This window comes from Halosimplex amylolyticum, from assembly GCF_051414035.1.
Taxonomy (GTDB): Archaea; Halobacteriota; Halobacteria; order Halobacteriales; family Haloarculaceae; genus Halosimplex; species Halosimplex amylolyticum.
Genome location: NZ_JBLKNW010000006.1, coordinates 233145 through 259028 on the forward strand (window position 1 = coordinate 233145; position 25884 = coordinate 259028).

Genomic DNA, 25884 nt, shown 5'->3' on the forward strand with positions numbered 1-25884 from the left:
GAACACAGTACGTCGGTCGGACGGAGGGATCGCTGATGGTCGGGATCGGAGACGTCGCGGACGGCATCGTCGACCACAGGCGCCTGGTGATCGTCACGTTGCTCCTGGTGGTCGGGGCGGTGGGCGTCGGCGCCGCACAGGTCGAGGACTCCTCGTCGCTCTCGCAGTTCGAGACGAACTCGGCGGAAGCCGAGAAGCTAGACTACGTCGACGCGAACTTCGGGACGGACTCGAACACGACGTCCGTCCAGGTGATCGTCAGGGGCGACGACGTGCTCACGCGCGAGGCGTTGCTGGAGCAGTTGCGGTTCGAGCGATCGCTACTCGAAGACCGGTCCGTCAACGAGACGCTCTCGGACGACCAGCCTCCGGCCGGCGTCGCCAACGTGGTCGCGACGGCCGCGATCCGCGAGGATCAGGCGGCCAATTTGACCGAACGGGGACGCGCGTTGCGAGCCGAGCAGCGGCGACTCAACGAGACCGGGGCCCGACTGAGCGACGCGCTCAACCGGACGCGCGGACTCCAGCAGGAGTACGTCGAACTCAACCGCTCGCACGCTCGCGGCGAAGTCGACGACGCGACCTACCGCCAGCGGTCGACCGCCATCGAGCGAAACCTCACGGCCACCCGCGAGCGGGCGACGGCGGAACTGTCGGCCAACCAGACCGCGACGTTCGCGGAGTTGACCTCCCAGGCGCGGACGCTCCAGACGCGACAGGCGTCGCTGAACGCCTCGTACGCGCGCGGCGAGATCAACGAGTCGACCTACCGCGAGCGCGCCGGCGAGATAGGGCAACGGTTCGGGCAGGTGTACGCCGGCATCGAGCGGGTGCTGGCTCCCGACGCTCGCGCCCTGCGGGAACGGGCCGCGGCGCTGGAACGCGACCAGGAGCGGCTCCAGCAGCGGGTCGAGAACGGTTCGATGCCGCCGCTGTCCGTCCAGATCGACCGGATCGAGTCGATGAACGAGTCCGCGACCGAGTCCACGGTCGGACGCGTTCTCGACCGGGACGGCGACGGGCAGGCGTTCGCGCTGATGCCGACCGGCTACGAGCCGGGGTCGACCTCGGCGAACGCGACGATGATCGTCGTCACGCAGACCGCGGAGTCTGCGGTCTCGCAGGGCGCGGCCAGCGAGCGCCTCCAGACCTCCCAGACCGCGATCCAGCGACTCGCCCGGCAGGAACTCGGTGACGAGTCGATGGTGTTCGGCGCGGGCATCATCGCCGACGAGACGAACCGGTCGATGGAGGACAGCCTCACCGTCGTCGGACCCTTCGCGGCCATCTTCGTCCTCGTCGTGCTCACGTTCGCGTATCGCGACCTGCTCGACATCGTCCTCGGCGTCGTCGGGCTGGCACTCACCCTGCTGGTCACGTTCGGCTACATGGGGTGGATGGACATCGCCTTCAACCAGCTGTTCGTCGCGATCCCGGTCCTGTTGATCGGGCTCTCCATCGACTACGCCATCCACGTGTTCATGCGGCACAGAGAGGAGCGTGGAACTGGCCCCGTCGACGGCGACGACGAGGATCGTTCCGCCGCCGGCGCGATGCGAACCGCGCTCGCGGGCGTCGGCACGGCGCTGGTGCTCGTGACCGCGACGACAGTCATCGGCTTCCTCTCGAACCTCACCAGCCCGGTGGGGCCGATCCGCGAGTTCGGCGTGGTGAGCGCCGTCGGCATCGCCGCCGCGCTGGTGGTCTTCGGCGCGCTGATCCCGGCGCTCAAGGTCGAGGGCGACGCGCTGCTGGAGCGGTTCGGCTTCGACCGGCGCAAACGGGCGTTCGGGACCGGCGGCGGCGCGTTCAGTCGCGTCCTCTCGGTCGGCGCGAACGCGGCCGATCGGGCGCCGTGGGCGGTCATCGTCCTCACGCTCCTGATCAGCGCGGGCGGCGCCTACGGCGCCACGCAGGTCGACACCTCCTTCCAGCAGAAGGACTTCATCGCCGAGGAGCCACCCGAGTGGATGGACAACCTGCCCGAGGGGATGCAGCCGGGCGAGTACTCGATGCGGGCGACCTTCGAGTACGTCAACGACAACTTCCTCCGCGAGGACTCGACCGCCGAGTTCCTCTTCGAGGGCGACGTCGCGACCGCCGACGCCCTCCAGCGGGTGAACCGGACCGGCGAGCTGGCCGCAGACAAACCGGTGACCGTCAGGCTCTCGAACGGCGAAGCGGACGTGCGGAGCCCGCTCACCGTGATGCGATCGGTCGCGGCGACCAACGAGACGTTCAACGCCACGTTCGCGGCGGCCGACACGGACGGCGACGGCGTCCCCGACCGGAACGTCGAGGGCGTCTACGACGCGCTGTTCGACGCGGCGCCAGGGGAAGCCGGGCAGGTCGTCCACCGCGAGGGCGACGACTACCGCGCGCTCCGGCTGACCGTCTCGCTGGACGGCGGCGCCTCCGGGTCGGCGGTCACCGACCAGATGGACGCCGTCGAGTCGGTCGTCTCCGGCGGCGACGTGACCGTCACTGCGACCGGACGCCCGATCGTCGACAAGATCATCCAGGACGACCTGCTACAGACCGTCGTCGAGAGCCTGATCATCACGCTCGTCGTCTCCTTCGTCTTCCTGATGGTCGTCTACCGGGTCGCCGAGGGCAGCGCGACGCTCGGCCTCGTGACCCTGCTGCCGGTCGTGTTCAACGTCTCGTGGATCCTCGGCACGATGTACCTGCTCGACGTCCCGTTCAACCTCCTGACGGGGATGATCACGAGCCTGACCATCGGGCTCGGCGTCGCCTACAGCATCCACGTCAGCGAGCGGTTCAGCCTGGAACTCGACCGGCAGGCGAGCGCCAGCGACGCGATGCACACCGCCGTCACCGGGACCGGTGGCGCCCTGCTGGGGAGCGCGGCGACGACCGTCGGCGGGTTCGGCGTCCTCGTGTTCGCCATCCTTCCCCCGCTCCAGCAGTTCGGGTTCATCACGGGACTCACCATCGTCTACGCCTTCCTCGCGAGCGTGTTCGTCCTCCCGAGTATGCTGGCGGTCTGGACACGCCACGTCGGTCCGGCCGACGCGCTCGAACCGGACGACTCGTTCGACGACGGCTCCGGTGCGGATGCGATCGCCGACGACGGATCGGCCGGCCCGTCCGACGGGGACGCACCGGTCGGTACCGATAGCTCCGCGGACGGTGACGGCTCGACCGTCGCCGCCGGTGCCGCGGCCGTTCCCGCGGCGAGCGCCCGGACGAACGGCGACGCGACGCCGTTCGCGACGCGCTCGCTTCGCCCGGAGCGGATCCGACCCGGGGGGACCTCACACGTGACGGTCACGCTCCCGTCGGCCTCCGGTCGGGTCGTGCTCCGGGAGGCCCCTTCGGTCGGGACCGTCGAACTCGGCGACGTCACTCCGGATCCGATCGAGCGGATCGCCGCCGACGGCCGCGTGTACGTCCTCTGGGAGTTCGACGGCGAGACGGAGGCACGAGTGGAATACACCCTCACGGTTCCCGATGGAGTCGCCGACGGCGAGACGGTGACTTTCGACGGCGAGTTGCTCACGCCGGACCACGTCGTGCCCGTGGCCGGACCCGACGCGGCCCCGGTCACCACCGACGTGGTCGGGAGCATCCTCGCAGGCGACCGCGTGACCGACCGCGACCTCGCGGACGCGGGCGGCCACCTCGCCGCCGGCGACGTCTCCGTCCCGGCGTTCGAACGGGTCTGTCACGCCTGGCTCGACGAACGCGCCAGCGACGGCGACGCCGCCGCAGTCGACGGCGACCGCCCGGACGGACGGGCGCGGTCGAATGGACAGGACCGCTCTGACGGCGAAACGCCGTCGAACGACGGGCAGCCGTCGGACGGACGGGGGCCGGAGACCGGTCAGACCCCGCCCGACGGCCGAGCGAGCGGCGAGGAGGACGATCGATGACCGACGCGGACGAGTCCGCGGCCGTCGAGGCGCTCCAGCGCCTCGGGCTCTCCAAGTACGAGGCCCAGGTGTTCGTCGCGCTGGAGCGGCTGGGAACCGGCACCGCCCGGGACGTCGACCGGATGACCGACGTGCCCCGCTCGCAGGTGTACGGCGCGGCCGAGAACCTTGAGGAGCGCGGCCTCGTGGAGGTGCAACAGTCCAACCCGATCCAGTACCGGGCGGTGCCCCTCGACGAGGCCCGCGAGACGCTCACGGAGCGCTTCGAGCGCGAGCAGGCACGGGCGTTCGACTACCTCGAAACCGCACGCCGGGGCGAGGACTACAAGGACGAACACCAGGAGGGCGTCTGGACGGTCCACGGGCAGGACAACGTCTCCGCCCGCGTCCGGCAGATCGTCGCCGACGCGCGCGAACACGTCCTCTACGCCAGCGGCCCGGAACTGGTAGACGACGACGTCGCGGCCGCGCTCCGGGAGCGGGCGGGGGAGGTCGACGTCTGGGTCTGTAGCCAGTTCAGCGACGACCCGGGGATCACCGAGCAGTTCGCCGACTCGGCGGTCACGGTCGCGCCGTTCCCCGGCGACCCGACCGCGGACGCGGCCGGTCGGTTGCTCGCGGTCGACGGCGAGACGGTCCTGCTCAGCGTCCTCGGCGGCGAAGAACTCCCCGGCGTCCGCACGGAGACGGCGATCTGGAGTTCCGACACCGGCATCGCGACGGTGCTCCTCCAGTTGCTCCGGAGTCACTTCGACGACGACATCGAAGAGAAACTGTAGCACCGGTCACCCCCGCGACCGGCGGATATCGAGCGGCTCGACGACCGCGCTCGGCGTCTGTCCCTCGTTCTTACTGCATGTTCGTCAGCTTGGCCACGTAGACCAGGCTGAGCAAGTGGTCGTCGACGTCGAGGTCGGTGCCGTCGTTCGATCCGTTCTCGTCGATGCCGAGCAGGTAGTCGTTGAGCTGCGACTCGACGTCGCCGGTGATCCAGTCGATCGACTCGTAGTAGTGGAGCGCGTCGGCGGCGCCCTTGTAGCCGGCGTGCATCAGCAGGAACTCCAGCCACTCGAAGACGACGAACTCCGCGGCGTAGGTGTCGGGGACCGACCGCAGATACGGTTTCTCGAGGTCGTCGTTCCCGCCGATAAGGGGGAGCAGTTCGCGGTACAGGCCCGCGCGGAAGGAGTCGCCCGCGGACATGCTCACGTCGTCGCCCTCGCCGAGCGGCCCCCACTCCATCTCCGCCGGGTCGGTGGGGTCCTCGGGGTCGGCCCGTCGCTCGTCGACCTCGGCGTCGCCGCGCTTGCGAGCCATCTCGCGGAGCTCGTTCAGGTCGTAGTCTCGGGGGTTGATCGTCATGATACTGTCCGTATTCTCACCCGGTGCCATAAATCTTCCACTCAGTCAGACGACCGTCTGACGACGTCTCCACCGTAAGCGGCCGCGAGTCCGTCGGACTGGCGCCCCACGATTTCGGACGACCGTCGCCGTGGGCTCCCGGAGTGTCGCCCCGTCGACACCCGATTTCAGCTTCTGATAGCCTGGCGCGTATTTTTATAAGCCGGTAGGGCCGAGACCGAGACAACGTGGCGACCAGCAGAACAGGACCGGCGCGCATCTGCGTGACCAACGCGAAGGGCGGGACCGGCAAGACGACCGTGGCGATCAACGTCGCCGGGGCGCTCAACGAACGCGGCCGCGACGTGCTGTTCGTCGACCTCGACCCGCAGGGCAACGCGACCGAGGGCCTCGGCCTGCTCGAGGAGTTCGATTCGGCGCCGCCGACGCTGTTCGACGTGCTGACCGACGGCGACCAGCGCGACCGGATCGGCGATCTCATCGTCGACCACCCCGAGATGGACGTGGTCCCGAGCAACATCGACATGCTCCAGGCCGAGCGCGAACTGACCATCGCCGACCTCGTCGCTCGCGCGACCGCCGGCGACGTGGACATCGACCCCGGGGCGCTGTCGTCGCTCGCAGTCAACGTCACGCCCGACACGGTCACGGGCGGGCACGCTCTGGACACACTGGACGAGGCGCTCGCGGCGGTAGAGGACGACTACGATTACGTCGTGGTCGACTCGCCGCCGTTCTACGGGAAGCTGACCGACACGGGCATCTTCGCCACCCGGAACATCCTCGTCCCCGCATTGACCGAGGCGACCTCGGAGCGGGCGATCGAACTCCTCATCGACCAGATGACGGCGCTGGAGAGCCAGACCGACATCACCGTCGACACGCTGGGGGTCGTCGCCAACCGGGTGGAGTCGACCGGCGAGGACGAGACGATGCTGGAGTGGTTCGAGGCTGTCTTCGCGGACGACCCGGTCTGGGAGGTCCGCAAGCGCGTCGCGCTCCAGCGTGCGTTCTCCGCGGGCCAGTCTCTCTTCGCCTACGACCCCTCGGTCGACATGACCGAGGTGTTCCTCGACGTCGCGGCGGATCTCGACCGGCAGTTCGGCTACACTGAGGTAACAGCATGACTGACGACGACGAACGCATGGACCGCGCCCGCCGCATCCGCGAGATGCGCGAGGGTTCCCGGCCACAGGACGACGCATCGGACGACGACCAGCAGGCCGACTCGACGGACGCCGACGAGCCGTCCGACGCCGAAGTCGACGGATCCACAGACGACGACGCCGAAGAATCCGCAGGCGAAGACGCCGAAGAATCCGCGGACGACGCCGAAGAGTCCGCAGAAGATGGCGACGAATCCGTGGACGACGAAGCCGCGGAGGACGAATCAGTGGACGACGGGACCGAGGATGCGGAGGACACCGAAACGGGCGAATCGGTGGACGACGAGTCGCCCGACACCGAGGTCGACGAATCCGAGGACGACGCGGCAGTCACCGAGGTCGACGAATCCGAGGACGACGCGGCAGTCACCGAGGTCGACGATTCCGCGGAGTCGGTCGACGCGGTGTCGACGGACGTCGACGACGACGCGGAAGACACCGACACCTCCGACGCGGAAGCCGCGGCCGCCGCGGCGGCGGAGGCGGCCGCGGAGTTGAGCGAGACGGACGAGGGCGGAACGATCCACATCCCCGGAGCGGACGTCGGCGACGTGGAGGTCGACGTCGAGGAGATGGCCCGGCAGGCGGGGCTGAGTTCGGCGTCGGAGACGGGCGACGCGGATGGCGACGACGCCGACGACGACGGCGTGGATCCGGTCGCGCCGGGTGCGGCGGGCCGGGCGGACGCGGCGGAGACCCAGACCGGCGACGAGACCCGCGTCCTGGAGTTCGCGCTCGGCGACGAGCAGTACTGCCTCGACATCGAGTACGTCGAGGAGATCGTCAAGCGCGAGACGGTGACGCGGGTGCCCAACACCGCCGACTGCGTCGAGGGCGTCGTCGACCTGCGCGGCCAGATCACCACCATCCTCGACCCGAAAGTCCTGCTCGACATCCCCGAAGCGGGGAGCAAGGACCTCATCGTCGTCTTCGACCCCGACGAGTTCGACGACCAGGGCGCGGTCGGCTGGGTCGTCGACGACGTGAACCAGGTCACGCCCATCACCGAGGACGAGGTCAACGCCTCGCCGGTCGACCAGGACCACGTCAACGGCGTCGTCGACCGCGACGGCGAGTTCGTCATCTGGACGACGCCGGAACTCGACCTCGACGAAGCGACCGGATAGATCAGTTCGCGTCGCGCCGTTCTGCTGAGTCGTCTTCGTCGCCATCCGGCCACCCCACTTCTTCCCTGACGAGGTCGACCGCGTTCTCGACGGCGCCGACGCTGGAGAGGTACCCCGCGCCGACCGACGTTTTCAGCGCTTTCGCGGGCCGGCCCCGTAACACGGTGGGGCCGACCTGCGCGACGGCGCCGTCGCCGACGCTGACGAGCCAGCCGACCGAGTCGAAGCGGTAGCCGTCGAGTCGCGGTTCGAACCCGCCGCTGCCCGAGCGCTCGTGTTCGACGAGGCGCGCGACGTTGTCCGCGGCGACGCGGGCCTCGCGGATGGCCGCCTGCGCGCTCGCGGGGACGGCCTCCCCGTTGGTGTCGACGACGCGCCCGGCGTCCCCGACGACGAACGTGCCGTCCTCGTATCGGAGCGTGTTGCGGACGACCGGGCGCTCGCCGTCGAGCGCGTCCGGCCCGCGGATACCGCCCGTCCAGACGAACTGGCCGTAGGTCATCGTCTCGCCGTCGGCGAAGGTGATCGCGTCGTCGCCCGCGTTCGCCACGCGGCTGTCGGTCTCGACGCGCACGCCGCGGGTTTCGAGTTCGTCCGCGACGGCTCGCTGGAAGTTCTCGGGGAAGCGCGGCGCGACGCTCCTCTCCCGTTCGAGCAGGACGACCTCCGTCGACGCGCCGACGCCCTCGTCGTCCGCGAGCGCGGCGAGTTCGCCCGAGACCTGCACGCCCGAGAGCCCGGCCCCACCGACGACGATCCGGACGGGGTCGTCGGGTTCGGCCTCCTCGACCGCGTCGAAGAACTCCGCGCGGACGCGTTCGGCGTCGACGATCCGCTTGAGCGGCGTTCCGTGCGCCTCGACGCCGGGGAGGTCGTAGTAGTTGGTCTCGGCGCCGAGACAGACCGCACCGACGTCGTAGTCCAGGCGGGACCGCCCGTCCCCGTCGTCGAGCGTGGCGACACCGGCCGCCGTGTCGACGTCGGTGACGGTCGCCTCGCGGACTGTCGCCCGGTCGAGCACCTCGTCGAGATCGACGACGATCTCCGCGGCGAGGTCGGGGCGGCGCACGACGCGGTGGAGTTCGTGCTGGACGAGGTGGGCGGCGTCCTCGTCGACGACCACCAGGTCCACCTCCTCGGGGAGTGCCGATTCGAGTTCGCGGGCGAGGGTCAGGCCGGCGTATCCGGCGCCGAAGACGGCGACGCGCATGGCGGATCTGCGGCCCCTACCGAGAAAAGCCCACTGACGGCTCTCGAACCGGGCGCCGCAATCGCGACCGCGGCGACGGCCCGCTTCGCGACGGCGGCGGTAGTCCGCTACTCGATCAGGCGGGCACGGACGCACTCCCACCGGGGCAGCGTCGTGAGCCGCTCGTACTTCTCCGGGTCGACCTCGCGATACGCCGGGTCGGGCGTCGGCTCAAGAAATCGCTCGATCGCGAACCCGGCCTCGGCCAGCGGGTTGAGGTGTTCCGCCAGCGGTCGCCGGTAGTTGCGCGGCTGCATCTCCCCCCAGTCCTGGGTGAGTTTCTCCGTCTCGAAGTACGCCTCGGCGTCGTCGGGACCGTTCCAGCCGGAGACGGGGTTGCCGGTCGAGAAGACGAACAGACCGTCGGGGCGCAGGACGCGGGCGAATTCTGCGAACACCGGCCGCCAGTCCGGGATGTGTTCGAGGACGAGCTGGCTCACCACCAGGTCGACGGACCCCTCGTCGAGGAACGCCAGCGGCTCGGTGAGGTCTGCCTGATGGACGGTCACCGGATCGGCCGCGTACCGCTCGCGCGCCCGTTCGACCGCCGCTCCCGTCGCGTCGACGGCGACGACCTCCGCGCCGTGTTCGAGGAAGTACCCGGTGTAGTCGCCGATGCCACAGCCGGCTTCCAGCACGCGGAGCCCGTCGAGGTCGGGCAACAGCGACCGCGTCGCGGGCCACTCGAGGTACTGGCGATGGGGCTCGTCGCTCCAGTCGGCGTTCTCCTCTGCCATGATCTCGTAGGCCTCCCGGGTCGGCTCGTCGATCGGCATGGTGTCGGCTAGCACGGGCGTCGGGATAAAAATATCTGACAGGAACGTCCGTGACCGTATCCCGGTCTCCGGAATCCACGGCCGGATTGAAATAGGTCGTCTGCGAACTGTCGAGTATGTACGAGTCGATCCTCGTCCCGACGGACGGTAGCGTACACGCCGAACGGGCGGCCCTCCACGCGGTGGCGCTCGCCGACGCGTTCGACGCGACCGTCCGCGTGCTCGGCGTCGCCGACGTTGAACGAGCGGCCGGACCGTTCGACGCCGGCGGCGTCGACGAGAAGTTCGTCGAGCGGATCGTGGCCGAAAGCCGGACGGCCGTCGACGAGACCGTCGCGCTGGCCGAGGACGTCTCCGTCGAGACGGACGTCGTCCGGGGCGATCCGGCGGAGGCGATCCTCGACTACGCCGACGACCACGCCGTCGACGCCGTCGCCATGGGAACTCGCGGGCGGCGCGGTCTCGCTCGACTCGTCGCCGGGAGCGTCACGCAACACGTCCTCCGCCACGCGTCGGTGCCCGTGCTCACCGCACGGAACACCGACGCCGCACCCGTCACTGACTACGACGACGTGCTGGTTCCGACCGACGGCAGCACGGCGGCCGAGGCGGTCGTCGACGACGCAGTGGCCATCGCGGACGCGTTCGAGGCGACGGTGCACGCGTTCCACGTCGTCGACATCAGTGCAGCGGCGGCCGGGTCGGGGATCGAACCGCCCACTGCCCAGATCGATCGCATGACCGAAGCCGGCGAGGAGGCGACCGAAGCGATCGCCGAACGCGCTCGCGACGCCGGCGTCGAGGCTGTCACCACGGTCGAACACGGATTCCCGTCGGCGGAACTGCTCGACTACGTCGACGAGGCGTCGATAGACATCGTCGCGATGGGGACCCACGGTCGGACCGGTCTGGACAGAGTGCTCCTGGGGAGCACGACCGAACGCCTCGTCCGACGGTCGCCCGTGCCCGTGCTGGCCGCTCGTCCCGACGCCGACCGGTCGGCGGAGTGACTGTGACGGCCTGTCATTGAAACGGCCGGACGCCCAACCGGGCGTATGTACGAGTCCATCCTCGTGCCGACCGACGGGAGCGACACGGCCGAGTTTGCCGCCGATCACGCGGTGGCGCTGGCCGTCGCCTTCGACGCGACGGTCCACGTCCTCGGGGTCGTCGACGTCGAGGGGGAAGCGGGCCCGTTCAGCGCGGGCGGGGTCGACGACGAGTTCGTCGATCGGCTGGAAGCCGACGCCGAGACGGCGGTCGCCTCGGTCGTGGACGCGATGGGCGCCCAGCCCGTCGAGACCGCCGTCGTCGAGGGTGACCCCGCGGAGACCATCGTGGAGTACGCCGTCGAGGAAGGAATCGACCTCGTAACGATGGGGACCCACGGCCGAACGGGCCTCGACCGAGTCGTGACGGGAAGCACCAGCGCCCATGTCGTCCGCGAGTCGCCGGTTCCGGTGGTGACAGTCCGTGACGTCGACGGCTCGCTGTCCACCGAGTACGACGACGTGTTGATCCCGACCGACGGCAGCCCCGCGGCCGCGGTGGCCATCGACCACGGGATCGCAGTCGCGGACGCGTTCGACGCGACCGTCCACGCGGTCTACGTCGTCGACACGATGGCCCTGGCCGGCGGCGCCGACACCACGATGGCCGGCGGCGGTGGTGGCGTCGCGACTGGCGACCTCCTGGAACCGCTCGTCTCCAGCGGCGAGGACGCAACGAACGGGATCGCCGAACGGGCGCGCGACGCGGGCCTCGACGCAACCACCCAGGTCGTCGAAGGGTCTCCCGGGTCCGTCCTGGTCGACTACGTCGACGAGGAGTCGATCGACTTCGTGACGATGGGAACCCACGGCCGGACGGGCCTCGACCGTGTTCTGCTCGGGAGCACGACCGAGCGGGTGATGCGCCACGCCAACGCCCCCGTGCTGTCCGTCCGCCACGAGAACCCGGAGTGAGCGCGCCCGGTACTCGGCAGATCAGAACAACGCTTCGCTCTCGTCGAGGATCTGCGCGGGGCCGCCGATCTCCCAGACGCGGGTGTCGACGCCGCAGTCGGCGACGACCTCCTCGACGCGGTCGACGTGCTCGGCAGTCGTGTTGACGTAGGTGCTCGCGCCGGTGTCGACGGAGAAGTAGACGGGCACGCCCTCCTCGCGGAGTTCGCGGACGGCGTTGAATATCTCGATTGTTCGGGGCTGCCAGTACACCCAGCCGGCGGGACCCGTCATCGTGGTTGCGGCCAGCGACAGGGAGTCGTGTTCGGCCCGCTCGAAGGCGGCGTCGAAGTCACCTGCGCGGAGTTCGCCGCGCATCTCGGCGATCTGCTCGTGGATGTGGGCCAGTCGGCCCTCGAACATGTGGCTCTCGGCGGCCTCCTCGTGGGCGGCCTCGGTCTCCTTGTAGCTCGGGACCATCCCGGCCACGATGCGAACGTCCTCTTCGAGTTCGTCGGCCACGTCGATGCGCTCGGAGCGACAATCGTGGTCGTCCGCACCGGTGCGCAGGTGCGAGTACGCGCCCGTGACCGCGCGGGCCGCCGACGAGGAGCCGCGGCGGGCGATGGTCGAAATCTCGGGCCGCGAGAGGTCCAGCCCGGCGGCCTCGGAGAGCGCCATCGCCGCGGCGGCGAACCCGGAGGAAGAGGAGCCGAAGCCGATGTTGGTCGGGAAGGAGTTCTCCGAGACGAAACGGACGCGGTGGTCGATGTCCGCGCGCTCGCGGACCTCGTCGACGACGGCGCGGACCCGCTCGGCGCCGCGGCCGTCGACCGGTTCGCCGTCGATACGGTACTCGTCCGCGTCGAGGTCGGGGTCGAACTCGGCGGTCGTCTTCGTGTGACTCGGCGCGGTACAGAGGCTGATAGAGTCGTGATACGGGAGTCGAAGTTCCTCGTCGCGCATCCCGTGATATTTCACGAGCCCCTGGATCGGGTGGGCCTTCGCGGTCGCCTTCATACCCGCAACTCCGCGGGTCTCCACTTTGCTGTTGTGGCTCCGGTCCGTCGGACGGTGTCCCGGCGTTCGTGCGAGTGTCGAAGTGGTCGCAGGGCGTCGTACTCGGGAACCACTTCGAGCACCGCGACCGTACTCGCGGGAGACCGAACTGTCGAACGCGCTCCCGAGAATCGTCTCTGCACGATACGTGTGGTTCCTCGTGCGTGAATATTATCTATTGTGGGCAGCGATACCTCGCTCATGGAGATCGATCTCGACAGCTTCAGTGCTCGCGACTGGGAGCGCCCGACAGACGCCGATCCGATCCGGTTCGCCATGGTCGGACTCGGGTGGTGGACGCGCGAACAGGCGATCCCCGCCGTCGAAAACGCCGACTACTGCACAACGACGGCCCTGGTCAGTTCCAGCAGGGAGAAGGCCGAGGACGTCGCGGCCGACACGGAAGGGATCGAAGCGACGCTCACCTACGAGGAGTACGCCGAAGGCGCGGCGACGGACGACTACGACGCAGTGTACATCTGCACGCCGAACGGGCTCCACCGCGGCAACGTCGAAGCCGCGGCCGCCCACGACAAGGCGGTCCTCTGCGAGAAGCCCCTGGAGGCGACCGTCGAGGACGCCCGGGCGACCGTCGACGCCTGCCGAGAGGCAGACGTCCCGCTGATGGTCGCCTACCGACTGCAGACCGAACCGGTGGCTCGCCGCGCCCGAGAACTGATCCGGGACGGCGCCATCGGCGACGTCGTCTCGATAACCGGGCACATGTCGGACAACATCCTCGACGCCGTCGACGAGACGAGCTGGCGGTTCGATCCCGACCTCTCCGGCGGGACGACGCTCAACGACATCGGGATCTACCCGACGAACACGATCCGGTTCATCCTGGAGGAAGACCCCCAGGCGGTGTACGCCCGGACGGAGTCCGAACAACCCGCCTACGAGGGAACCGACGAGCACGGGGCCTTCCAGCTCGAGTTCCCCGAGGGCAAACTCGCCTCGTGTACCGTCACGCACAGCGCGACACTGGCCTCGAGTCTCCGGTTCGTCGGCACCGAGGGCGAACTGAGCATCGAGGGGCTGTTCTTCCCGAACACCCGGAAGGTGCTCCGGGTGTCCGGGCCGGACATCGAAGGCGAGTACCGCCCGGAACCGGTCGACCAGATGCGCGAGGAGTTCGACTACTTCGCCAACCGCCTCCAGCACGGTCTCGACCTCGAACCCGACGGCGAGCACGGCATGGTCGACATGCGCGTCATCCGCGCCCTCTACGAATCCGCCGAGAGCGGACGACGCGTCGAACTCGACCTGTGAACGAGATCTAAATTGCCGACGGGCGAGGGTGCGTACTTCCGAAATCGAGTCACGCTTCGGAGGCGAGGAACAGGTACGCGCCGGCGACCTCGTCAGGGGTCGACATCCGCCCCAGCGGGACGGTCGGCTCGATATCCTGACCGCGTAGGTCCGGCAGGTCGACGTCGTCGAGGAGGAAGCCGTCGTTCGCCGTTCCCACGGGTCGATCCCGACGGAGTGACGATCGAAACTTCCCGTCGTGGTCGTCGATGCCGGCAGCAGCCGGCGGTCAGCGGCTCAGTCGTCTTTCCACTTGATCGAACAGCCGCGACTCGGTCTGAACTCGTCGTCGACCTCCTCGCCCGCGAGCAGGCGGTCGACGATAGCTTTCATCTCCCGTTCGGTCGGCTCGTCGTCGGGGTTGAGCGCGTCGTCCAGGCGACCGTGGTAGACGAGGCGGAACTCGCCGTCGGCTTCCTCGAAGAGGAACGGGTCCGGCGTGCACGTCGCGCCGTAGGCGGCGGCGACCTCCTGGCTCTCGTCGCGCAGGTACGCGTCGTACTGAACCTTCCCGCGCTCGACGTACTCCTCCATCTTCTCGACGGAGTCCTCGGGGTACTCCTCGGCGTCGTTGGGGTTGATCCCGACGACGGCGACGTCGTCGTACTCGTCTGCGAGCGCGTTCAACTCGTCGAACTTCGCCTGGGCGTACGGGCAGTGGTTGCAGGTGAACACGACCAATAGCGCCTCGTTGTCGGCGAAGTCGTCGAGCGCGTGTGTCTCACCGCCGACGCCGGGCAGTTCGAAGGCCGGTGCGGCGTCGCCGCGGTCGAGCGCGTCCTCCTCGGAGTCGAGTGCGACCATGACGGGCGGGTGTACGGATGCCGACAGAATGACGTTTTGGGTGAGGGAGTCCCCGAATGCGGCTGGACTCCGGCCGCTGCCTGCACCACCCTTAGGGGCGTGACGGCCCTTGCCTCCGCATGGTCGACGACCACCGAACCAACGCGGTCAAGGACCGAGTCGAGGCCGGCGAAGTCGCGCTGGGCGTCCTCGACAACACGTACAGCCCGACGCTCGTGGAGTTCTACGGCGAACTGGGCGTCGACTTCGTCTGGATCGACCTCGAACACGGCGGCCCCAGTCCGTGGGACGCAAGTGCGCTCGAGGAACTACTCCGCGCCGCGGAGGGGACGGGCACGGAGATCCTCGCGCGGGTTCCGACCACCGAGCCCGCGCTCGTCAGGAAGACGCTCGACGCGGGCGTCAGGAACGTCTTTCTCTCGCGCGTGCAGGACGCCGAGGAGGTCGAGCGGGTGGCCCGGGCGGCCCGCTTCGAGTACGACGGCGAGCCGGGCGACCGCGGCATGGCGAGCCCGCGAGCGCGACGCTGGGGGCTCGCCGAGGACTACGTCGAGACGGAGGACGAGGAGGTCTTCATCGGCGTGACCGTCGAGAACCGCGAAGCCGTCGACGCGGTCGACGACATCGTCGCGGTCCCGGAACTCGACTTCGTCTTCGCCGGCCCGCTCGACCTCTCGGTGTCGCTCGGACACCCGGGCGAACTCGACCACGAGGAGGTCCGCGAGGGGATCGAGCGGGTCCGCTCGACTGCCGTCGACGCCGACGTGGCGCTGGGCGGCCTCGGCTTCGGGATGGACGACGTCAACGAGAAGGCCGAGAACGGCTACCAGATCCTCCACGTCGGAAGCACGACCGGCGCGCTGAAGTCGGCGGTCACGGGCTGGCTCGACGGGTTCGAGGGGTCGCGGTCGACCGAGTGATCGGTCGGGCGAACTGGGGCGTCCGTTCAGTCAGTCTGCGACTGATAGGCGTCGTCGAACGCCGCGGCGGCCTCGAGGAGGGCGGAGTCGGGGACGACCCGATAGCGGGGCTCGCCCTCGTCGTCGGACGGCGCGACTTCGGTCTCCAGCACGCCGCGCTCGACGAACGCCGCGATCAGGTCGTTCAGGTACAGCGTCTTCAGCGGGACGCCCGAGCGCTCGGCGAGTTCCGAGCGGGTGTAGGCGTCCTCGGCGTCGAGGTCGACAAGCGTCCCGAACAGTTTCGCGGCCCCGTCGCTGTCGGCGACGAAGGCCCAGCCGTCGGAGTCGCCACCCGCGTCGTCTGACGGGTCGGTATCGAGCATACTGAGCGCCTATGTGGGACGAGCGGATAAAGCCGCCCGTCCCGGCAGCGCACGCGGCCCTGGGTCGGCGGCGTGCCACCCGATACCGGGATGGAGAAACCCTTTTGTTCGCAGTGGGCCGGTAGGTAGGTATGAGCGACCGCGAGGAGATACTGGCGTTGCTCCGCGAGAACGCGCGGTACTCGACCGAAGACCTCGCCCGACAGACCGGGCTCGACGCCGACGACGTCGAGGCGGTCGTCGAGGATCTGGAGTCCGAGGGCGTGATCAAGGGCTACCAGGCCGTCGTCGACTGGGACAAGGTCGAACCCGAGCGCGTCCGCGCGGCCGTCGAGTTGAACGTGACCCTCGACCGCGAGACCGGCTACGACGACATCGCCGAGCGCCTCGCGAAGTTCCCCGAGGTACAGGGACTGCGCCTCGTCAGCGGCGACTTCGACTTCGCCATGGAGGTCGAGGGCGACTCGATGAGCGAGGTGTCGCGGTTCATCAGCGAGAAGGTCGCGCCCGTCCCCGAGATCACCCAGACGGTGACCCACTACATCATGGAGAGCTACAAGGAACGCGGCGTCGAGTTCGGGGACGGCCACGACGACGACCGCCTGTCGATCTCGCCATGACGTTCGATCCGACCGACCGCGTCGCCTCGGTGCCTCCCTCCGGCATCCGCAGGTTCTTCGAACTCGCAGAGGAGTACGACGACATCATCTCCCTCGGGGTCGGCGAGCCCGACTTCGCCCCGCCGTGGGCGGCTCGCGACGCCGCCATCGCCTCCCTGGAGCGCGGGCAGACCTCCTACACCGCCAATCGCGGTATGGCGGAACTGCGCAACCGGATCGCGGTCGACGCTCGCGAGCGCTACGGGCTCGACTACGACCCCGACGAGGAGGTCCTCGTCACCTCGGGCGCGAGCGAGGCCGTCGATCTGGCCTTCAGAGCCTTCCTCGACCACGGCGACTCGGTCGCCATCGCCCAGCCGTGTTACGTCTCGTACGTGCCCGGCGCGCGCTTCGCCGGCGCCGACGTGATCGACGTGCCGACCCGGGCCGCCGACGAGTTCAAACTCACCCGCGAGGTGCTGGAGGCCTCCGGCGCCGCCGAGGCCGACGCGCTCGTCATGTGTTACCCGAACAACCCGACAGGGGCGACGATGACTCGCGAGGAACTGGAGCCGGTCGCCGCGTTCGCCCGCGAACACGACCTGCTGGTGTTCTCGGACGAGATATACTCGGAGCTCAGCTACGAGCACGACCACGACTCCATCGCGACGCTGCCCGGAATGCGCGAACGGACGGTCGTCTTCAACGGGTTCTCGAAGGCCTACGCGATGACGGGACTCCGGCTCGGGTACGCCCTCGCGCCGCCAGAGGCGATCGAGGCGATGAACCGGATCCACCAGTACACGATGCTGTCGGCGCCGACGACGGCCCAGTACGCCGCCGTCGAGGCGCTGGACAGTTGCGACGACGACGTTCGCGAGATGCGCGCCCAGTACGACCGCCGCCGGAACTTCGTCCTCTCGCGATTCGACGAGATGGGGATCGACTGTTTCCCGGCCGCCGGCGCGTTCTACGCGTTCCCCGAGTGCCCGTGGGACGACAGCGACGCCTTCGCCGAGGCCCTCCTCGAAGAACAGCGCGTCGCCGTCGTTCCCGGCAACGTCTTCGGAGCCGGTGGGGAGGGTCACCTCCGCGTCTCCTACGCGACCAGTCTCGGCGATCTCAAAGAGGCGATGGCTCGCATCGAAGAGTTTATCAGTTGACACCATGTGGGGTCACCCACCCGTCGTTCGGCAGTAGGGGCTCCCTACCGGCGCTCAGCCGGTGATTGGTGGAATTATCGACAGCAACCTCGTGGGCGTAAAGCTTTTTCTGTTTTACCAGTAGTTAGCTTGTAATGGCAATTGATGGTACGGGGGGCAACGAGTCTGACCAGGTTGGGTCAGGGGGCGACCGGTTCTCCGGGGGCGGCCCGACCGTCGGTGAGTACACGTGGAACGACCTGCGACGGGACGTGCACACTGGTGGGCGGTTCGACCGGAGCGAGTACCTCGGGTTCGACCCGCTCGACATCGAGGACCGACTGCAGGCGGGGGCGAGCGCGGCGAAGACGCTCGAACAGGCCTGGGGCGACCGGATCGAGGCCGAGCGCTCGTTCGTGGTCAAGGACCGCTACACCTGGGAACACTTCAAGCAGGAGTATTACTACGACGAGGACGGGGAGATCCCCCGGGACAGCGACGGGGAGAAGATCCCGTTCGAACCCGAGGAGTACCTCGGGTTCGACCCGGACGAGACGGAGGACCGACTGAGCGGGGCGGGCGACGCCGCCGAACGCCTGTCGGCCATCGTCGACGAGCGGACAGTGGACGTCAACCCCGAACTCGACGAGGACGCCTTCTTCTCGACGATCGACGGCCATACCACGGTCGTCAACCGCTACGACCTGGAGAAGGCCGTGCCGCTGGAGAAGAAAGCGCACTTCGTCGAAGTCGAGCGCTACTGGGTGAACAAGCCCTACGCCTGCGTCGTCATCTTCCACTCCCGCAAGGAAAACGAGAAGAAGTACTACGCGATCGAGCCCTACGAGAACGACATCGAGTCCAACCTCGCCGACTTCCTCTCGGGCAAGCTGAAATCGGCGATCAAGTACTCCGACGACGACGTCGTCGTCGAGGGGTCGGAAGCCGACCGGGCCAACGTCATCCAGCGGGAGACCGAGCGCCTGCTCGAGCGGTACGACCTCTACACGCCCGCCCAGCAGGGGGACCTCGGGATCATGGACCAGTTCAAAGAGGCGCTCGGCATGGAGGTCGGCGTCGAGACGCAGGGTGGCGAACTCGACGGGATCGAGGCCAGGCCGGAACCGGTCGTCATCGAGGACGACCCGAAGACCCTCGACGAGTACCAGGTCGAGAAACTGCTCTACCGGCTCAAGCGCGACTTCATCGGCTACGCGCGGATCGACCCCGTCAAACACGACATCAACGTGGAGGACATCTCCTGCGACGGGTACAACTCCCGCGTGTTCGTCTACCACACGGAGTACGAGAACATCATCACGAACGTCGAGCACGGCAAGCAGTCGCTGGACGACTTCGTCGTCAAACTCGCCCAGCGGTCGGGCAAGGGCATCTCGAAGCGTCAGCCGCAGGTCGACGCGACCCTGCCGGACGGGTCGCGCGCCCAGTTGACCCTGGGCGAGGAGGTCTCCGACCACGGGACCAACTACACCATCCGTCAGTTCAAGGACGTCCCGTTCACGCCCGTGGACCTCATCAACTGGAACACGTTCTCGCTCGACGAGATGGCGTTCCTCTGGCTGTGCATCGAGAACAACAAGTCGATGATCTTCGCCGGTGGTACCGCCTCGGGGAAGACCACGTCGCTGAACGCCATCTCCCTGTTCATCCCGAGCAACGCGAAGATCGTCTCCATCGAGGACACGCGCGAGGTCGAACTGCCCCAGCGCAACTGGGTCGCCTCGGTGACTCGCCCCTCGTTCGGGGAGGACGACAAGGGCGACGTCGACGAGTTCGACTTGCTGGAGGCCGCACTGCGTCAGCGCCCCGACTACATCGTCATGGGCGAGGTGCGCGGGGAGGAAGGTCGCGACCTCTTCCAGGTCATGTCGACCGGGCACACGGCCTACTCCACCTTCCACGCCGACACCGTCGGCGAGGTCATCAAGCGGTTCACCACCGAGCCGATCAACGTCTCGAAAACGCTCTTCACGGCGCTCGACCTGGTGTCCATCCAGACCCAGACGCGGGTCGACGGCAACAAGGTCCGCCGCAACAAGAACCTCACCGAGATCAACGAGTACTCGGCGGAACACGACGAGATCAACGTCCGCGACGTCTACGAGTGGCAGGCCGAGACCGACGAGTACCTCCAGATGGGCAACTCCAACACGCTGGAGGAGCTCAAGTTCGACCGCGGGTGGAAACAGGAGCGCCTCGACGAGGAGCTGTTCATGCGGAAGGTCGTCCTCGCGTACCTCATCGAACAGAACCTCAACACCTACACGGAGGTCGCGGCCGCCGTCCAGGCGTTCATCAACGACCCGGACACCATCATGGCACTCATCGCCGAGGACAAACTGGAGCGCTCGCTCGAGGACCTCCGGGAGATGGAGTCGGTCAAGATCAACATCGACCCGGAGAAAGAGGAGATGGTCCCGCGGCCGGACCCGCCGGCGGAGATGCTCGACGAGGCCGACGACATCCTGGAGAACGCCCAGCCGCTGTTCCAGCAGTTCCGCGACAAGGAGACCTCCGACATCGTGAGCGCGCTGACGGGCTCGGGCGTCGACGAGGAGGAGACCGACATCACGCCCGTCGAGAAAGAGGAGGACGACGAGGAAGAGATCGACTTCAGCGAGTTCGTGCCGGCGGCCGGTGCGGAGGCTGACGAGGCATGAGCCTCGGGCGCGAGTCCCGCCAACTCGGCGGCGCGAACACCGTCGGGGACACGTTCTACCCGCTCTACCAGACGCTGTTCGACGAGGAGGGCGACTTCGTCGCGGGCATCGACGACAAGCTCGCCGAGGCGCGGATGGACGACAACGTCGAGATGTACATCTCGCGCGCGCTGGCCGTCGGCACGGTCGCCGGCCTGACCCTCTGGCTGCTCGGGATGCTGCTCGGCTATCTGGTCGTCCAGATGCTCGGGATCAGCGACCCGCAGTTCCTCGGGCTCCGACTGCCGGAGTCGATCCAGCCGATCGTCTCGACGCTGAAGATCCCGGCGATCATCTTCGTCTCGGGACTGGTGTTCGGCGCGATCGGCTTCGGCGTCGGCTTCGGCTCGCTCGTCTCGATACCGTACTTCCGGTCGAACGCGCGCAAACGCGAGATCAACGTTCTCCTGTCTGACTCGGTGGCGTTCATGTACGCGCTCTCGGTGGGTGGCCTCAACCAGCTCGAAATCCTCCAGGCGATGGCCCAGGCCGACGACACCTACGGCGAGGTCGCCAAGGAGTTCCAGTCGCTCGTCCTCGAGACGGAGTACTTCGACACCGACTACCGGACGGCGATCCGCAACCAGGCGCTGGAGACGCCCAGCGACGAACTCAGCCAGTTCCTGACGGACATGCTCTCAATCGTCGACTCCGGCGGTGACATGACCTCCTTCCTCGAGGACCAGAAGGACAAGCACATGCGGACCGCCAAGCAGGAGCAAAAGAAGATGCTGGACACGCTGGAGCTGTTCGGCGAGATGTACATGACACTCTCGCTGTTCCCGCTCTTGCTCATCATCATCCTCGTCATCATGAGCATGATGTCCTCGGGGTCGAAGATGGACATGATGATGGGGACGGTCTACGGGCTCATCCCGTTGACCGGCGTCGGGTTCCTCGTGCTCACCTCGACTGTCACCCAGGACTCCATCGGCGACGGCTACCTCCGCCCCGACTGGGACGCCGAGGAGACGTACTCGGAGGCAGACGACGGGCTCTTGAGCCTCGGTCTGGTCGAGAATTACACCGGCACCCACGGCGTCTTCGACCGGATCAAGAGCCGCGAGGGGACCTACCGCGCGACCGAGATCCTCCGGCGGCCCCACATCTTCTTCCGGGACAACCCGCTGTTCGTCCTCGGGCTCACGGTGCCGATCACGATCGCCTTCTTCGCTGTCGTCGTCATCTTCCACTTGGCGCCGATGACGATCTCGGAACTCGTCGTTCCGACGGGCGCCGACGTGCCCGACGCCCTCGACACGCCGGACAAGCGCTGGACCTACCCCGTCATCACGGGGACGTTCATGTGGGTCTACGTCCCGATCTACCTGAACCTGCTGCCGCTGGGCATCTTCTACGAGTGGAACCTCCGGACCCGCCGGAGCGTCGTCGGCAACCTCTCGGAGAACCTGCGGAAACTCGCCAGCGCCAACGACACCGGGATGACGCTCCTGGAGTCGATCAGGGTCGTCGCCGACACCTCCTCGGGCCGGATGGCCGACGAACTCGAGACGATGCACGCGAAGGTCAACTACGGGACCAACCTCAAGAACGCGCTCCGGGAGTTCAACAACCGCTATCACATCCCCCGGCTCGCGCGGACGGTCAAACTGATCAGCGAAGCCCAGGAAGCGTCCAGTCAGATCCAGGACGTCCTCTCGACGGCCGCCCAGGCCTCCGAGAACCAGGACGACATCGACCTGGAGCGCAAGTCGCGCACGCGGATGCAGATGGTCATCATCATCATGACCTACCTCACGCTGCTCGGCGTCATGGCGCTCCTGAAGATCAAGTTCCTCAACGTGATGGCGGACCTGGCGACCCAGTCCGCATCGTCCGGCGGTGGGGGAGCGTCGGGGCAGGCGCCCAGCGGAGGGTTCGGCGGCGTCAACACGCACATGCTCTCGGTGCTGTTCTTCCACGCCGTCGTCCTGCAGGCGCTTTTGTCCTCGTTCATCGCGGGGTACATCCGCGACGTGAGCCTGCTCGCCGGCGTCAAGTTCGCCGTCGTGCTCCCGACGATCGCGCTCGTCGTCTGGTACGTCGTCACGCTCATGTCGTGACGCGGACGAGCCGAATTCGCCCCACTGCGGACGGTCGCCGCGGGCCCGGCGTGGCCCGGCGACGCCCTTAGGTGCGCGAGGGCCCAACCGAACCTATGGATGCCCCACGCACGCTCCAGTCAGCCGCTGCCGAGGACGAGGACATCGCGATCACCCGCCGGGACGTCGACGGGCAGACGCTCATCGTCGTCGACTTCGGCGAGCAGATCGACGCAAAGCTCGACGTCGTGGGTGACACGGCCATCGTCGTCGCCGGCGACCGGCAGTTCGAGTTCGAGGTCACCGACGAAGTGACCGACCTGTCGGTCAACGACGGGATGCTCACTCTCAGGTCCTGAGTCGACGCTCCCCCATCGCTTGCGCGCGGACGACCGCGTCTTCTGGTCCACCGACTTCCCGCTTGCCGTCCCGGTAGCGGCTGGTGTCGGCGTCGACTACTCGTCGAGTTCGTCCGTCGTCGTTCCGGCGGCCGTGGCAGTCGACTCGTCCGACGGCGGGGTCGTGCCGTTCGGCGTCGTCGTCCCCGGCGGGACGGGTTCCGGCGTCGACCGCAGGTGGATTTCGCCTACCCAGTCGGGCGCCCGGGGCGTCGACTCGCCCACGTGACTGTAGTCGTAGCGGAAGCTCACGTGCGACTGGTTGCCGTCGACGACGCGGTCGTATTGGGCGGTCAGCGACCGGACGAACCCGTCGCTCGTCACGTACGCCGTCGCCGTGTAGTTGCGGACGACGACCGGCGACGCCGCGAGCGTATCGGGGATCGGTCCGTCGGCGACGTACAGCCGATAGTACGTCTGCCCCCCTCGTTCGACGGTCGTCACGTCGAACGTCGTCCCACCGAGGAACCGGCGGATGGCGTCGTCCGCGAAGACGTACTCCCCGTGGTCGCCGGGGACCTGTATCAGTTCGTAGCGCGTCTCGTTGCCCTCCGCCGACCGCAGGAACCCGCCCGACTCGTTGACGTACAGCGAACTGTTCGCGCCGGGGCCGAGGCTGACCTGCTGGACGAAGAAGCTCCCGTTGCCGACGACCGCCCGGCGGGTGAACACCCCGCCGACGAAGTCCGGCCTGCCCGTGTCGTAGTCGACGAACCACGTGTACGACCGATTCTCCACGTACGCGTCGTGTGCCTGCGCGAGTTCGACGGCGTTGACGCTCCCGTCCGCGTTCACGCCCGGGGGGAGGTCGACCGGCGTCGTCGTCGCGCTCGCGCCGCGGTCGGTGCCGGTGACCGGGACGGGCGTGACCGTGTCCGTCGGCGCCCCCTGCTGGCCGTCGCTCCCGAACGAAACTGCGCTACACCCGGCGAGGAGAACCAGCGCCGCGACGATGACCGCCCGAATTCGCATTACGGGTCGCTAAGGACGTGGGGTACAATACGGCTTCGGCGGATCGGGGTCTACCGCGAGTCCGCCTGCGCCGCCCGTCAGTCGCTACCGCCGATGTCGACGGTCACCGCGAACGTCACGTCCTGCGCCGGGTCGGCGTCGACGGCCACGTCGAGACTGGTTTTCTCGAAGTTCGAGACCCACCAGTGGGTCGCGTTGCCGAGTGAGCTCGTGGGTCGAACGTCGACGTCAGTCGCCTCCGGCGCCTGGAACAGCTCCGTCGGAAACTCCCAGGTCTCGGCCGTCGTCCCACTGGATAGCGTGACCGTGCCGGACGCGGTGACGCGAGCGAGGCGCGCACCTCCCCGTCCGCCCGATTCGTAGCGATAGTTGTCCGCGACGACCCACTCGTCGGTGTACGGACCATCGATTTCCTCGGGGTCACCGAGGTTCCGACCGACGTTGTCGCAGATGACGGCAGGGTCCGTTCCCGACTTCGCCGCAATGCCGACGTTCGCGTCCTCGATCACGTTCCCCTCGACGAGGAGTCCGCTCCGCGTCCCGTCCAGTAAAATCGCCCGCTGTAGCGTCTCCGAATCGCCCGTGAGTACGTTGTTGGCGATCAGCGACGCGTCCTCGGCCTTGACGCCCTCGGCGGGCCAGTCGCGAACGACGTTATCGACGATCTGCACGTCGGTACCCGCGCCCCGCCTGATCTGTATCGCTCCCGGGCCGACCCCGGGGTCGCCGCTCGCGCCCGCGCAGCCGTTGCCCGCGACCCGGCACCCCGCGGCGGGTCTGCCGTCCGCCGACTGCGCGGCGTCACAGGAGACGTGTCGGCGACTGGCGTTCCGCGAGACGTTCTGCTCGACGGCGCAGTTTCTGCACGATCCGTCGAGGACGAGATTCCAGGTGCAGTTCTCGACCACGTTGCGCGCGATGGTCCCGTCGACGCAGTCCGCGACCCCGGACACGTCGTTGCCCCAGAACTGGACGCCGGAGTCCGCTCCGTTGCGGACGTAGTTGCCGGTCAGGCGGAGCCGCCGTCCGCCGAAGCAGGCGATTCCGGCCGCGTCCTCGCCGTTCACGTCGACGCCGAGACTCCTGCACACGGATTCGTCGGTCTCCCGGTCGTAACAGACGGCCGTCGCGATGTCGGCGCCACCGGTTCGCCACGAGCCGCCGCTCTCGGCCTCGATCGTCGATTCGAACGGTGAGGCGCCGACGAAGGCCCTCCCCTTGCGATCGATCGACTCCGAGACCAGATACGTCCCGGGCGGGAAGAACACCACGTCCCCCGCGTCGACGGCATCGCGGGCCTGGCGGATCGCCTCGGTGTCGTCGGTGTTTCCGTCGCCAGCGGCTCCGTGCGCCGTCACGTCGGCCCGGGGATGCGCTGCGGTTCGGTGTGTCGTCGCCCGAAGTGCGCCGTCGACGGCCGCGTCGTCGGGGGTGTAGAGGCCCAACCCGTCTGTCGACCCGGCGGTTCCCTTCACTCCGACGCCGTCCGCGGCCTCGCTGTGCCCCTCCACACCGACGGCCGTTCCGGACGTTGCCGCCGCCTCGCCGTAGACGCCCGATCCGCCGGAGGAGTTTACCTTGCCTTCGACCCCGCGCGTCCATCCCGAGTCGGCGGTGACGTACCCGTACAGCCCTCGGCCCCCGGTGGAGTTGCTGACGCCTTTGACGCCTATCGACGGCCCGGAGTCAGCCGGTGCGAACCCGAAGACGCCCTTGCCGCTGGAGGACACCGCGGTCCCCTGGACCCCGATCGTACTCCCGGAGTCGGCCGACGCCCTGGAGAACAGCGTCGTCGCGTCGCTGGCCTGCGCTCGCAGGTCGAGCGCGTGTTTCGTCCCTCCGACGTCTATCTTCAACCCGTGGTTCGTATCCGGCGATCCGTCCCACGTCTCTCCCAGGTGATCGCCGTCCGCAGTCGTCGCGTCCGCCGCCGTCGCCGCGTCTGCCGTACCAGCTGCACCCAGCGCGCCTATCGCCCGAAGTACCTCCCGCCTCGCCACTCGTTGCGTCATTGTTGTCACTCGTAACCGAAC

22 protein-coding genes are annotated in these 25884 nt (G+C 68.2%); 13 read left to right on the plus strand and 9 right to left on the minus strand.

The window, feature by feature from the left end; all coding sequences use genetic code 11:
- Positions 1–35: 35 nt before the first annotated feature.
- Together ACMGFE_RS20915 and ACMGFE_RS20920 are read left to right on the plus strand one after the other, a co-directional pair.
- On the plus strand, positions 36–3896 hold the full coding sequence (locus tag ACMGFE_RS20915; protein ID WP_436927228.1) for an MMPL family transporter: 3861 nt from the start codon (positions 36–38) through the stop codon (positions 3894–3896).
- Positions 3893–4675 (plus strand): TrmB family transcriptional regulator, encoded by a 783-nt coding sequence (locus ACMGFE_RS20920; RefSeq protein ID WP_436927229.1) that lies wholly within the window; start codon positions 3893–3895, stop codon positions 4673–4675. Before ACMGFE_RS20915 ends, ACMGFE_RS20920 begins: the two co-directional genes overlap by 4 nt.
- Before the next feature lie 70 nt (positions 4676–4745).
- On the opposite strand, the gene ACMGFE_RS20925 is transcribed toward ACMGFE_RS20920, so the two are convergent.
- On the minus strand, positions 4746–5258 hold the full coding sequence (locus ACMGFE_RS20925) for a FlaD/FlaE family flagellar protein (RefSeq protein WP_436927230.1): 513 nt from the start codon (positions 5256–5258) through the stop codon (positions 4746–4748).
- A gap of 227 nt (positions 5259–5485) precedes the next feature.
- On the opposite strand from ACMGFE_RS20925, the gene ACMGFE_RS20930 reads away from it, so the two are divergent.
- Positions 5486–6385, plus strand: a complete 900-nt coding sequence (locus ACMGFE_RS20930) for a ParA family protein (RefSeq protein WP_436927231.1) — start codon at positions 5486–5488, stop codon at positions 6383–6385.
- Positions 6382–7551, plus strand: coding sequence for a chemotaxis protein CheW (locus tag ACMGFE_RS20935; protein ID WP_436927232.1), 1170 nt, complete (start codon positions 6382–6384; stop codon positions 7549–7551). The genes ACMGFE_RS20930 and ACMGFE_RS20935 overlap by 4 nt, the downstream gene beginning before the upstream one ends.
- A gap of 1 nt (position 7552) precedes the next feature.
- Here ACMGFE_RS20935 and ACMGFE_RS20940 read toward each other — a convergent pair whose 3' ends face one another.
- On the minus strand, positions 7553–8761 hold the full coding sequence (locus ACMGFE_RS20940) for an NAD(P)/FAD-dependent oxidoreductase (protein ID WP_436927233.1): 1209 nt from the start codon (positions 8759–8761) through the stop codon (positions 7553–7555).
- A 107-nt stretch (positions 8762–8868) separates the two neighbouring features.
- Positions 8869–9576: a class I SAM-dependent methyltransferase gene (locus ACMGFE_RS20945; protein WP_436927234.1), complete on the minus strand. Its 708-nt coding sequence runs from the start codon at positions 9574–9576 to the stop codon at positions 8869–8871.
- A 116-nt stretch (positions 9577–9692) separates the two neighbouring features.
- Here ACMGFE_RS20945 and ACMGFE_RS20950 point away from each other — a divergent pair, with 116 nt between their 5' ends.
- Together ACMGFE_RS20950 and ACMGFE_RS20955 are read left to right on the plus strand one after the other, a co-directional pair.
- Positions 9693–10586 (plus strand): universal stress protein, encoded by an 894-nt coding sequence (locus tag ACMGFE_RS20950; RefSeq protein WP_436927235.1) that lies wholly within the window; start codon positions 9693–9695, stop codon positions 10584–10586.
- 45 nt (positions 10587–10631) lie between these two features.
- The gene (locus tag ACMGFE_RS20955; RefSeq protein WP_436927236.1) at positions 10632–11540 is read left to right on the plus strand and encodes a universal stress protein; all 909 of its coding nucleotides are present in this window, start codon (positions 10632–10634) and stop codon (positions 11538–11540) included.
- Positions 11541–11561: 21 nt separating this feature from the next.
- Here the strand turns inward: ACMGFE_RS20955 and mvaD are convergent, their stop codons facing one another.
- Positions 11562–12539 carry a phosphomevalonate decarboxylase MvaD gene (mvaD, locus tag ACMGFE_RS20960; protein ID WP_436927237.1) on the minus strand — a complete coding sequence of 326 codons (978 nt, stop codon included), beginning with the start codon at positions 12537–12539 and terminating at the stop codon, positions 11562–11564.
- A 240-nt stretch (positions 12540–12779) separates the two neighbouring features.
- On the opposite strand from mvaD, the gene gfo6 reads away from it, so the two are divergent.
- Positions 12780–13850, plus strand: coding sequence for a D-xylose 1-dehydrogenase Gfo6 (gfo6, locus tag ACMGFE_RS20965; RefSeq protein ID WP_436927238.1), 1071 nt, complete (start codon positions 12780–12782; stop codon positions 13848–13850).
- A gap of 49 nt (positions 13851–13899) precedes the next feature.
- Here gfo6 and ACMGFE_RS20970 read toward each other — a convergent pair whose 3' ends face one another.
- Both ACMGFE_RS20970 and ACMGFE_RS20975 read right to left on the minus strand, forming a co-directional pair.
- Positions 13900–14049: a hypothetical protein gene (locus ACMGFE_RS20970; protein ID WP_436927239.1), complete on the minus strand. Its 150-nt coding sequence runs from the start codon at positions 14047–14049 to the stop codon at positions 13900–13902.
- Between the two features lie 77 nt (positions 14050–14126).
- A complete protein-coding gene (locus tag ACMGFE_RS20975; RefSeq protein ID WP_436927240.1) occupies positions 14127–14693 on the minus strand; it encodes a thioredoxin family protein in 567 nt (188 codons plus the stop codon).
- Positions 14694–14812: 119 nt separating this feature from the next.
- On the opposite strand from ACMGFE_RS20975, the gene ACMGFE_RS20980 reads away from it, so the two are divergent.
- Positions 14813–15613: an HpcH/HpaI aldolase family protein gene (locus ACMGFE_RS20980; RefSeq protein WP_436927241.1), complete on the plus strand. Its 801-nt coding sequence runs from the start codon at positions 14813–14815 to the stop codon at positions 15611–15613.
- A gap of 26 nt (positions 15614–15639) precedes the next feature.
- Here the strand turns inward: ACMGFE_RS20980 and ACMGFE_RS20985 are convergent, their stop codons facing one another.
- Positions 15640–15978 carry a hypothetical protein gene (locus tag ACMGFE_RS20985; protein WP_436927242.1) on the minus strand — a complete coding sequence of 113 codons (339 nt, stop codon included), beginning with the start codon at positions 15976–15978 and terminating at the stop codon, positions 15640–15642.
- A gap of 131 nt (positions 15979–16109) precedes the next feature.
- On the opposite strand from ACMGFE_RS20985, the gene ACMGFE_RS20990 reads away from it, so the two are divergent.
- The 5 genes from ACMGFE_RS20990 to ACMGFE_RS21010 all read left to right on the plus strand — a co-directional run bounded on the left by ACMGFE_RS20990 (position 16110) and on the right by ACMGFE_RS21010 (position 22840).
- Complete coding sequence (locus ACMGFE_RS20990; protein ID WP_436927243.1) at positions 16110–16598, plus strand: Lrp/AsnC family transcriptional regulator; 489 nt, start codon at positions 16110–16112, stop codon at positions 16596–16598.
- Positions 16595–17740: a pyridoxal phosphate-dependent aminotransferase gene (locus tag ACMGFE_RS20995; protein WP_436927244.1), complete on the plus strand. Its 1146-nt coding sequence runs from the start codon at positions 16595–16597 to the stop codon at positions 17738–17740. Before ACMGFE_RS20990 ends, ACMGFE_RS20995 begins: the two co-directional genes overlap by 4 nt.
- Positions 17741–17874: 134 nt before the next feature.
- On the plus strand, positions 17875–20400 hold the full coding sequence (locus ACMGFE_RS21000) for a type II/IV secretion system ATPase subunit (protein ID WP_436927245.1): 2526 nt from the start codon (positions 17875–17877) through the stop codon (positions 20398–20400).
- A complete protein-coding gene (locus tag ACMGFE_RS21005; protein WP_436927246.1) occupies positions 20397–22502 on the plus strand; it encodes a type II secretion system F family protein in 2106 nt (701 codons plus the stop codon). The genes ACMGFE_RS21000 and ACMGFE_RS21005 overlap by 4 nt, the downstream gene beginning before the upstream one ends.
- A 95-nt stretch (positions 22503–22597) precedes the next feature.
- A complete protein-coding gene (locus ACMGFE_RS21010) occupies positions 22598–22840 on the plus strand; it encodes a DUF7127 family protein (RefSeq protein WP_436927247.1) in 243 nt (80 codons plus the stop codon).
- A 96-nt stretch (positions 22841–22936) separates the two neighbouring features.
- On the opposite strand, the gene ACMGFE_RS21015 is transcribed toward ACMGFE_RS21010, so the two are convergent.
- Complete coding sequence (locus ACMGFE_RS21015; protein WP_436927248.1) at positions 22937–23851, minus strand: DUF7537 family lipoprotein; 915 nt, start codon at positions 23849–23851, stop codon at positions 22937–22939.
- Positions 23852–23928: 77 nt separating this feature from the next.
- A complete protein-coding gene (locus ACMGFE_RS21020) occupies positions 23929–25863 on the minus strand; it encodes a glycosyl hydrolase family 28-related protein (protein WP_436927249.1) in 1935 nt (644 codons plus the stop codon).
- Positions 25864–25884: the final 21 nt, after the last annotated feature.

What these genes read in the sequence shown, in the direction of transcription:
- ACMGFE_RS20915 (WP_436927228.1), top strand. Translation starts at nt 36, where the DNA reads ATGGTCGGGATCGGAGACGTCGCGGACGGCATCGTCGACCACAGGCGC.
- ACMGFE_RS20920 (WP_436927229.1), top strand. Translation starts at nt 3,893, where the DNA reads ATGACCGACGCGGACGAGTCCGCGGCCGTCGAGGCGCTCCAGCGCCTC.
- ACMGFE_RS20925 (WP_436927230.1), bottom strand. Translation starts at nt 5,258, where the DNA reads ATGACGATCAACCCCCGAGACTACGACCTGAACGAGCTCCGCGAGATG.
- ACMGFE_RS20935 (WP_436927232.1), top strand. Translation starts at nt 6,382, where the DNA reads ATGACTGACGACGACGAACGCATGGACCGCGCCCGCCGCATCCGCGAG.
- ACMGFE_RS20940 (WP_436927233.1), bottom strand. Translation starts at nt 8,761, where the DNA reads ATGCGCGTCGCCGTCTTCGGCGCCGGATACGCCGGCCTGACCCTCGCC.
- ACMGFE_RS20945 (WP_436927234.1), bottom strand. Translation starts at nt 9,576, where the DNA reads ATGCCGATCGACGAGCCGACCCGGGAGGCCTACGAGATCATGGCAGAG.
- ACMGFE_RS20950 (WP_436927235.1), top strand. Translation starts at nt 9,693, where the DNA reads ATGTACGAGTCGATCCTCGTCCCGACGGACGGTAGCGTACACGCCGAA.
- ACMGFE_RS20955 (WP_436927236.1), top strand. Translation starts at nt 10,632, where the DNA reads ATGTACGAGTCCATCCTCGTGCCGACCGACGGGAGCGACACGGCCGAG.
- mvaD (WP_436927237.1), bottom strand. Translation starts at nt 12,539, where the DNA reads ATGAAGGCGACCGCGAAGGCCCACCCGATCCAGGGGCTCGTGAAATAT.
- gfo6 (WP_436927238.1), top strand. Translation starts at nt 12,780, where the DNA reads ATGGAGATCGATCTCGACAGCTTCAGTGCTCGCGACTGGGAGCGCCCG.
- ACMGFE_RS20975 (WP_436927240.1), bottom strand. Translation starts at nt 14,693, where the DNA reads ATGGTCGCACTCGACTCCGAGGAGGACGCGCTCGACCGCGGCGACGCC.
- ACMGFE_RS20980 (WP_436927241.1), top strand. Translation starts at nt 14,813, where the DNA reads ATGGTCGACGACCACCGAACCAACGCGGTCAAGGACCGAGTCGAGGCC.
- ACMGFE_RS20985 (WP_436927242.1), bottom strand. Translation starts at nt 15,978, where the DNA reads ATGCTCGATACCGACCCGTCAGACGACGCGGGTGGCGACTCCGACGGC.
- ACMGFE_RS20990 (WP_436927243.1), top strand. Translation starts at nt 16,110, where the DNA reads ATGAGCGACCGCGAGGAGATACTGGCGTTGCTCCGCGAGAACGCGCGG.
- ACMGFE_RS20995 (WP_436927244.1), top strand. Translation starts at nt 16,595, where the DNA reads ATGACGTTCGATCCGACCGACCGCGTCGCCTCGGTGCCTCCCTCCGGC.
- ACMGFE_RS21000 (WP_436927245.1), top strand. Translation starts at nt 17,875, where the DNA reads ATGGCAATTGATGGTACGGGGGGCAACGAGTCTGACCAGGTTGGGTCA.
- ACMGFE_RS21005 (WP_436927246.1), top strand. Translation starts at nt 20,397, where the DNA reads ATGAGCCTCGGGCGCGAGTCCCGCCAACTCGGCGGCGCGAACACCGTC.
- ACMGFE_RS21010 (WP_436927247.1), top strand. Translation starts at nt 22,598, where the DNA reads ATGGATGCCCCACGCACGCTCCAGTCAGCCGCTGCCGAGGACGAGGAC.
- ACMGFE_RS21015 (WP_436927248.1), bottom strand. Translation starts at nt 23,851, where the DNA reads ATGCGAATTCGGGCGGTCATCGTCGCGGCGCTGGTTCTCCTCGCCGGG.
- ACMGFE_RS21020 (WP_436927249.1), bottom strand. Translation starts at nt 25,863, where the DNA reads ATGACGCAACGAGTGGCGAGGCGGGAGGTACTTCGGGCGATAGGCGCG.